The following is a 6,051-nucleotide window of genomic DNA, read 5'->3' on the forward strand; positions in this document are numbered from 1 at the left end:
AACGGCGATCAACTGACAGCCGACAGATAACAGAGTTTGAAATCTGTCATCTGTTATCTGTCAGCAGTTCGCCGTCCGTCGCCGTACCGCCGGCCCGCCCACACCCCGTCGGCGCAAAGTTGAACACGTTCAAACCCTGGGTCTAGAGTCGGTCCCGCACAGGTGGGAAAGGCTCCACCTGCCCTTCGGCCTGGAGGTTTGCCCCGTGGACACCGATCCCGCCACCCGTCCCGCCGACACCGACGCCGACGCTGACGCCACGCTGCGCCGGGTGCGGCGCTGGCTCTGGTTCTTCCTGGTCGGCCTGGTCCTCAGCGGTCTGACCGCCTTCCCCCTGGAGACCGAGACCCGCTGGCTCGCCGACTTCGCCGCCGGCCCCGCCGCTCCGGTCTCCGACCACTTCCCCGCCGCCATGGCCTGGCTCGAACGCGTCCGCGACGGCGTCGCCGAGACCAACGACCGCTTCCCCTTCCTCGCCTACGGCACCGACTGGCTCGCCTTCGCCCACCTGGTGATCGCCGCCGCGTTCTGGGGTCCGCTCAAGGACCCGGTGCGCAACATCTGGGTCATCCGCTGGGCCGTGCTCGCCTGCGGCGCCGTGATCCCCCTCGCCCTCGTCTGCGGCCCGCTCCGCGGGATCCCCGTCGCCTGGCGATTCATCGACATGTCGTTCGGAATCTTCGGGGTTATTCCACTGCTGATCGTGTTGCGGGCACTGCGTCCGCTGGAACGTTCCTTCAGTGCTCCGGCCGCCGCGAACTGACCTCACGACCCGGGGTCGTGCGCCCCAGGGCGCGAAACGGTGGAGCGTGCGCTGGTGCCGGCGCTCGCGGCCCGGGTCACGGTCCGCGGCCTTCACGCACAGGCCCTACCATCTCGCTCAACAGCTGCTGGGAGGCGGACGGGCGTGGCCGATGCGGTGATCGATCTCAATGCGGACCTCGGCGAGGGGTTCGGGCGCTGGACGCTGACCGACGACGAGGCCCTGCTGTCCGTGGTGACCAGCGCCAACGTCGCCTGCGGCTTCCACGCCGGGGATCCGTCGACGATGCGCCGGGTCTGCGCACTGGCCGCCGAGCGCGGCGTCCGGATCGGCGCGCAGGTCTCCTACCGCGACCTCGCCGGGTTCGGGCGCCGCGCGATGGACGTCCCGCCGGAGGAGCTGGCCGACGAGATCGCCTACCAGATCGGCGCGCTCCAGGTGTTCGCCCGCGCCGCCGGCTCCCGCGTCTCGTACGTCAAGCCGCACGGCGCCCTCTACAACCGGGTGGTCACCGACTCCGAGCAGGCCGAGGCCGTCGTCGCCGGCGTCCTGCGCGCCGGGGCGGTCTGCGACGGGCCGCTCCCCGTCCTCGGCCTGCCCGGTTCGCGGCTGCTCGCCGTCGCCGAGGGGGTCGGACTGCCCGTCGTCGCCGAGGCGTTCGCCGACCGCGCGTACGCGTGGTCCGGCACACTCGTCCCGCGCCGCGACCCCGACGCGGTCGTGCACGACCCCGAGTCGGTGATCACCCGGGCCGTCGGCATCGCCAGGGACGGCACGGTGGAAGCGGTCGGCGGCGAGCGCATCGGCGTCGCGGCCCGCTCCCTGTGCGTGCACGGCGACACTCCCGGCGCCGCCCAACTCGCCTGGCGGGTGCGGGGCGCGCTCGCCTCGGCCGGGGTCCGGGTGGAGGCCTTCACGTGACGGCCGCCATCCGGCCGGTCGGCCGGAACGCGCTGCTGGTCGAGGCCGCCGGGCCGGCCGAGGTCGCCGCGCTGTACGGCTGGCTGCGCGAGCAGCAGGCCGAGGGCACGCTCGGCGCCGTCGAGGAGATCGTGCCGGCGGCCCGGACCGTCCTACTGGACGGCGTCGCCGACGTCGACGCCCTCACCGCGCTGCTCGCCACCGCCCGTCCAGAGGCCACGGACACGACGGGCGGGCCGCTCCTGGAGGTACCGACCGTGTACGACGGCGCCGACCTCGGCGAGGTCGCCGCGTTGTGGGGCGTGTCCGAGGAGGCCGCCGTCCGGATCCACACCGCGCCCGAGTACGTCGTCGCCTTCTGCGGCTTCTCCCCCGGCTTCGGCTACCTGACCGGACTTCCCGAACGGTACGAGGTGCCGCGCCGGGCCACCCCGCGCAGCGCCGTCCCGGCCGGCTCGGTCGCACTCGCGGGCCCGTACACCGGCGTCTACCCGGGCCCGTCCCCGGGCGGCTGGCAGCTCCTCGGCCGGACGGAGCTCGCGCTGTGGGACGCGGGACGCGAACCGGCGGCCCTGCTGGCGCCGGGTGTCCGGGTGAGGTTCACGGCCGTACGCGGGAGCTGAACCCCCGTCGCCTCCTCACCGCCCCAACAGCTCCTCCGCGATGGCACGTTGGGCCGGATCGAGCGCGTCGTCCCCGTCCTCCGCCGCCCATACGGCGTTCTGCAGCACCCGGGCGAGCGTCCATCCCACCGCCTCCGAGCGGTCCAACTCCAGGACGTCCACGAGGAGATCGAACCGCCGGCGCACCGCCCGCCGTACGTCCCCCGTGGCCACGACGTCGTCCCAGCGGTTGCGCAGCGCGGGGAGCAGCTCGAAGCCGGGGTGTCCGGCGAGCGGTTTCGGGTCGATGGCGAGCCACGGGCCGCGCCGGGCACGGTCGAGCGGGGCGAGGACGTTGCCGAAGTGCAAGTCCCAGTGCAGGAGTTGGTCGCCGGGGTCGGCCCGGACCTCGCGCAGCGCAGCCGCGCAGTCGGCGAGCAGCCGGCGCTCGTCCGGGTTGGCGAGGACGGCCCCGGCTTCGGGCGCCTCCGCGAGGATGGCATCCGCGACGTCTGCCAATCTGCGTATCCCCGGTATGGATTGACGGGACGTCAGATACCGCAGCAGTTCCGCCAGCACGAGCAGCGCCATGCGATCGTCCTCGACGTCGAGCAACGAGTGCCCCGCGTCGAGGCGTTCGAGCAGCATCGAGCCCGAGGCCGGATCGTGGTCGAGCAGCCGCACGGCTCCCCGCCCGCCCCAGGCCCGCAGAGCAGCGGGCTCCCCCGCCGTCTCCTCGTCCACCGGCTGGAGCTTGAGCACGCACGCCTCACCGTCCGCCCGCCGCACCGGCAGCACGAGGGCGACGACCCCGTGCACGGGCGGCCCGTCCGGGCGCAGCTCCCATCGATTCAGCAACTCCCCCGCCAGCGCGGGGAGTCCGGCCGCCCAGGCCCGCCCCTCCGAGCCGAAGAACTCGCCGAGCGATGGCGCCAGCGCGCTCGGGACCTCCACGGACGCACGTTTTTCGAGCACGCCTCCACCCTAAGGCCCCGCCGTCAAACCCTCGTCCGCTCCGCGAGGACCCCGCCTGCCCACCCCGCGAGGGCCTACCCCGCGAGCGCCTCCGCCGCAGCCGCCGCGAAGCCGTCCGGATTGTCGAGCATCACGTTGTGCCCGCACTCCGGCACCGCCACCACCCGAATCCCTGCCGCCCGCAGCCCCGACGCCCCGGAGGGTCCGCCGTCGGCCTCCGGGTACAGGTAGGTGCTCGGCACCGCCAGGTCCAGCAGCATCTCCCGCATGGTCGGCGCCGTGCCGCGCGCGAGGTGGACGGCACTGCGGTGGAGCGCCTCCGGGCCCGCCAGCTGCATCGTCGCCCACCAGGACGGGCCCACCCGCTCGGCGACTTCATCCCGTCCGCCGGCCAGGAACTCGTCCTCGGTGTAGCTCGCCAGCCCGCTGCTGCCGGGCCGCTGCGCCGCCGGGGCGATCGGGTCGAGGTTGGCGTCGACGAGGACGAGCCGCGCGACGAGCTCGGGGTGCCGGTGGGCCAGCACGATCGCGACCGCACCGCCCATGCTGTGGCCGACGACCTCCGCGCCCGCCACCCCGGCGGCCCGCAGCGCGGCAGCGACGGCGTCGGCGTGGTCCTCCAGCGCGTACCGGAAGTCCGCGGGCCGGTCGCTGATGCCGAAGCCGAGGAGGTCCAGCAACAGGCTGCGGCGCCCGGCGAGCAGCGGGTGCACGGCGGCCGCGGCGAAGTAGACGGGCGAGCTGGCACCGAGGCCGTGCAGGTAGACGCGGGCCGGCTCGGCTCCGGGCAGCTCGACCCAGCGGATCTGGTGGCCATCGGGCGTGACGGTGGCGTGGCGCATCGCGGGGCTCCTTTTGCAGCAGGCGGCAGGTGGCAGTAGCAGTCGGTCGGGCGGGCGGGCGGACAGCGGACAGATAACAGGTGACAGATGACAGATAACAGATGTTGAAATCTGTCATCTGTCATCTGTCACCCGTCCGCCGATCGACACCGACAATACCTCGAAATCGAGGTATAGCAACATCGATATACCAACGCACCGAGGGATCCTTCTGGCAGAGTGGCCCCATGCTGAAGCTCGCCATCCTCGGGTTCCTGTACGACCGCCCCCTCCACGGCTACGAGCTGCGCCGCCACCTCGCCGCGCTCACCGGCCACGTCCGCCCCATCAGCGACGGCACCCTCTACCCGGCGATCAAGCGCCTGGAGTCCGACGGCCTGCTCGTCCGCGAGACCGAGCCCGGCACCGCCGCCGCGCCCCGCCACACCCTCCACCTCACCGCCGCCGGCCGCACCGCCCTGCTCGACCGGCTGCGCGAGCCCGAGCAGCTGGACATCAGCGATGAGAACCGCTGGTTCACCCTGCTCGCCTTCCTCCGCCACCTCGACCGCCCCGCCGACCAGGCCGCCGTGCTCCGCCGCCGCCTCGCCTTCCTCGCCGAACCGGCGAGCTTCTTCTACGAGGGCGAACGCCCGCTGGGCGCCGAGCAGTTCGCGGATCCCTTCCGCCGTGGCATGCTGCTGATCGCCCGCGCCACCTCGGAGGCCGAACTCGCCTGGCTGAACAGCACGTTGGCCGACCTGGCGGGCTCGGATCCGCAGCACCCGGCGGCGAATTGACCGAAACCGGTACGGGCCCGCGGGAACTCCTTCCCCTCCCGCCGCACCCGTGTTCCGATGACGAACATGAGCGACGAACTCCCCACCCCCCAGGGCCCCTCCGTGCGCCGCAAGGGCTACGACGGCACCGGCCCGGGCGCGATCACCCCGGACGGCTGCGCCGTCGAGCTGTGGTCCCGCCTCCCGGTCGGCGACATCCCCGACCTGATCGAGAGCGCCGTGCCGGCCCGCGCCCGCATCCTCGAACTGGGCTGCGGCGTGGGCCGGATGACCCACCCGCTGACCGACCGCGGGTTCACCGTGACGGCCGTCGACGAGTCCGCCGAGATGCTGGCCCGGGTGCGCGAGGACGTCCGGACCGTCCGCAGCCCGATCGAGCACCTGGACCTCGGCGAGCGCTTCGACGTCGTCATGCTCGCCTCCTTCCTGGTGCACGCGGGCGACGTGGCCGTCCGCCAGGGGCTGCTGGAGACCTGCCGCCGCCACGTCACCGAGGACGGCTGCGTGCTGATGCAGCGCGAGGGCGAGGACTGGCACCTCAACGTGCCTCGGGAGGGCAAGCTGACAGGGACGGACGGAGTGGCCCGGATCGTGTCGTCGACGCCGAACGGGGACGGCTCGAACACCGTCCTCGCCGAGTACGAGTTCCCGGACGGCCACTGGACCCACACGTTCCGCTCCCGGCCACTCAGCACCGAGGAGTTCGAAGGGGCGCTGGCCGAGGCCGGCCTGACGGTGGAGTCCTACCTGACCGAGGACCGCACCTGGGTCCGGGCCCGACCCACCGGCTGACTCCGCAAGGACCCGGTGCGCAAACCTGATTAAAGGGTGAACAAAGAACTGTCACTTTCACCCCGTACCATCGGCCGCGCGCCGGGCCCGCGCGCCCTCACGGGCCACGCGGGTCCCGGTCGTCCGCCGGCGGCATCCTCGCCCCGGACGCGGGCGTCGCGAAGTAGAACGCGCTTTCAACTCTGGGGCCCGAACGCCCGCGCGGAAAGCAACGGGAGCAGCGGAGAGCAGCGGAGAACACCGGAAAGCCATCGGGCCGGGACACCCCCGACGGGGTGCCCCGGCCCGATGCGGCCGAGAAGCCACCTACCGCCCGAACTCCCGGGCGGCGGTCAGTCGGCCGCGGACGGCGGCGTGGACCTCGGCCTCCTCGGCCG

Annotated in this window: 7 protein-coding genes; 5 read left to right on the forward strand and 2 right to left on the reverse strand. The window is 73.1% G+C overall.

What is annotated here, in order from left to right:
• The first annotated feature begins 205 nt into the window (after positions 1 to 205).
• From AB0O00_RS27055 to pxpB, 3 genes are all read left to right on the forward strand, one after another.
• Positions 206 to 763: a hypothetical protein gene (locus AB0O00_RS27055; protein WP_363656015.1), complete on the forward strand. Its 558-nt coding sequence runs from the start codon at positions 206 to 208 to the stop codon at positions 761 to 763.
• A gap of 144 nt (positions 764 to 907) precedes the next feature.
• Positions 908 to 1,684, forward strand: a complete 777-nt coding sequence (locus AB0O00_RS27060) for a 5-oxoprolinase subunit PxpA (protein ID WP_363656017.1) — start codon at positions 908 to 910, stop codon at positions 1,682 to 1,684.
• Positions 1,681 to 2,307, forward strand: coding sequence for a 5-oxoprolinase subunit PxpB (pxpB, locus tag AB0O00_RS27065; protein WP_363656019.1), 627 nt, complete (start codon positions 1,681 to 1,683; stop codon positions 2,305 to 2,307). The genes AB0O00_RS27060 and pxpB overlap by 4 nt, the downstream gene beginning before the upstream one ends.
• Before the next feature lie 15 nt (positions 2,308 to 2,322).
• Here the strand turns inward: pxpB and AB0O00_RS27070 are convergent, their stop codons facing one another.
• Together AB0O00_RS27070 and AB0O00_RS27075 are read right to left on the reverse strand one after the other, a co-directional pair.
• Positions 2,323 to 3,261, reverse strand: a complete 939-nt coding sequence (locus tag AB0O00_RS27070) for an aminoglycoside phosphotransferase family protein (protein WP_363656021.1) — start codon at positions 3,259 to 3,261, stop codon at positions 2,323 to 2,325.
• 74 nt (positions 3,262 to 3,335) lie between these two features.
• Entirely contained in the window at positions 3,336 to 4,103 is a 768-nt protein-coding gene (locus tag AB0O00_RS27075; protein WP_363656023.1) for an alpha/beta hydrolase, read from the reverse strand.
• A 227-nt stretch (positions 4,104 to 4,330) separates the two neighbouring features.
• On the opposite strand from AB0O00_RS27075, the gene AB0O00_RS27080 reads away from it, so the two are divergent.
• Together AB0O00_RS27080 and AB0O00_RS27085 are read left to right on the forward strand one after the other, a co-directional pair.
• Positions 4,331 to 4,882, forward strand: a complete 552-nt coding sequence (locus AB0O00_RS27080) for a PadR family transcriptional regulator (protein ID WP_363656025.1) — start codon at positions 4,331 to 4,333, stop codon at positions 4,880 to 4,882.
• A gap of 57 nt (positions 4,883 to 4,939) precedes the next feature.
• The gene (locus AB0O00_RS27085; protein ID WP_363656027.1) at positions 4,940 to 5,674 is read left to right on the forward strand and encodes a class I SAM-dependent methyltransferase; all 735 of its coding nucleotides are present in this window, start codon (positions 4,940 to 4,942) and stop codon (positions 5,672 to 5,674) included.
• The last annotated feature ends 377 nt before the right edge of the window (positions 5,675 to 6,051 follow it).

Origin of the sequence: Kitasatospora sp. NPDC093558 (assembly GCF_040683475.1) — a bacterium.
Taxonomy (GTDB): domain Bacteria; phylum Actinomycetota; class Actinomycetes; order Streptomycetales; family Streptomycetaceae; genus Kitasatospora.

What these genes read in the sequence shown, in the direction of transcription:
- AB0O00_RS27075 (WP_363656023.1), bottom strand. Translation starts at nt 4,103, where the DNA reads ATGCGCCACGCCACCGTCACGCCCGATGGCCACCAGATCCGCTGGGTC.
- AB0O00_RS27080 (WP_363656025.1), top strand. Translation starts at nt 4,331, where the DNA reads ATGCTGAAGCTCGCCATCCTCGGGTTCCTGTACGACCGCCCCCTCCAC.
- AB0O00_RS27085 (WP_363656027.1), top strand. Translation starts at nt 4,940, where the DNA reads ATGACGAACATGAGCGACGAACTCCCCACCCCCCAGGGCCCCTCCGTG.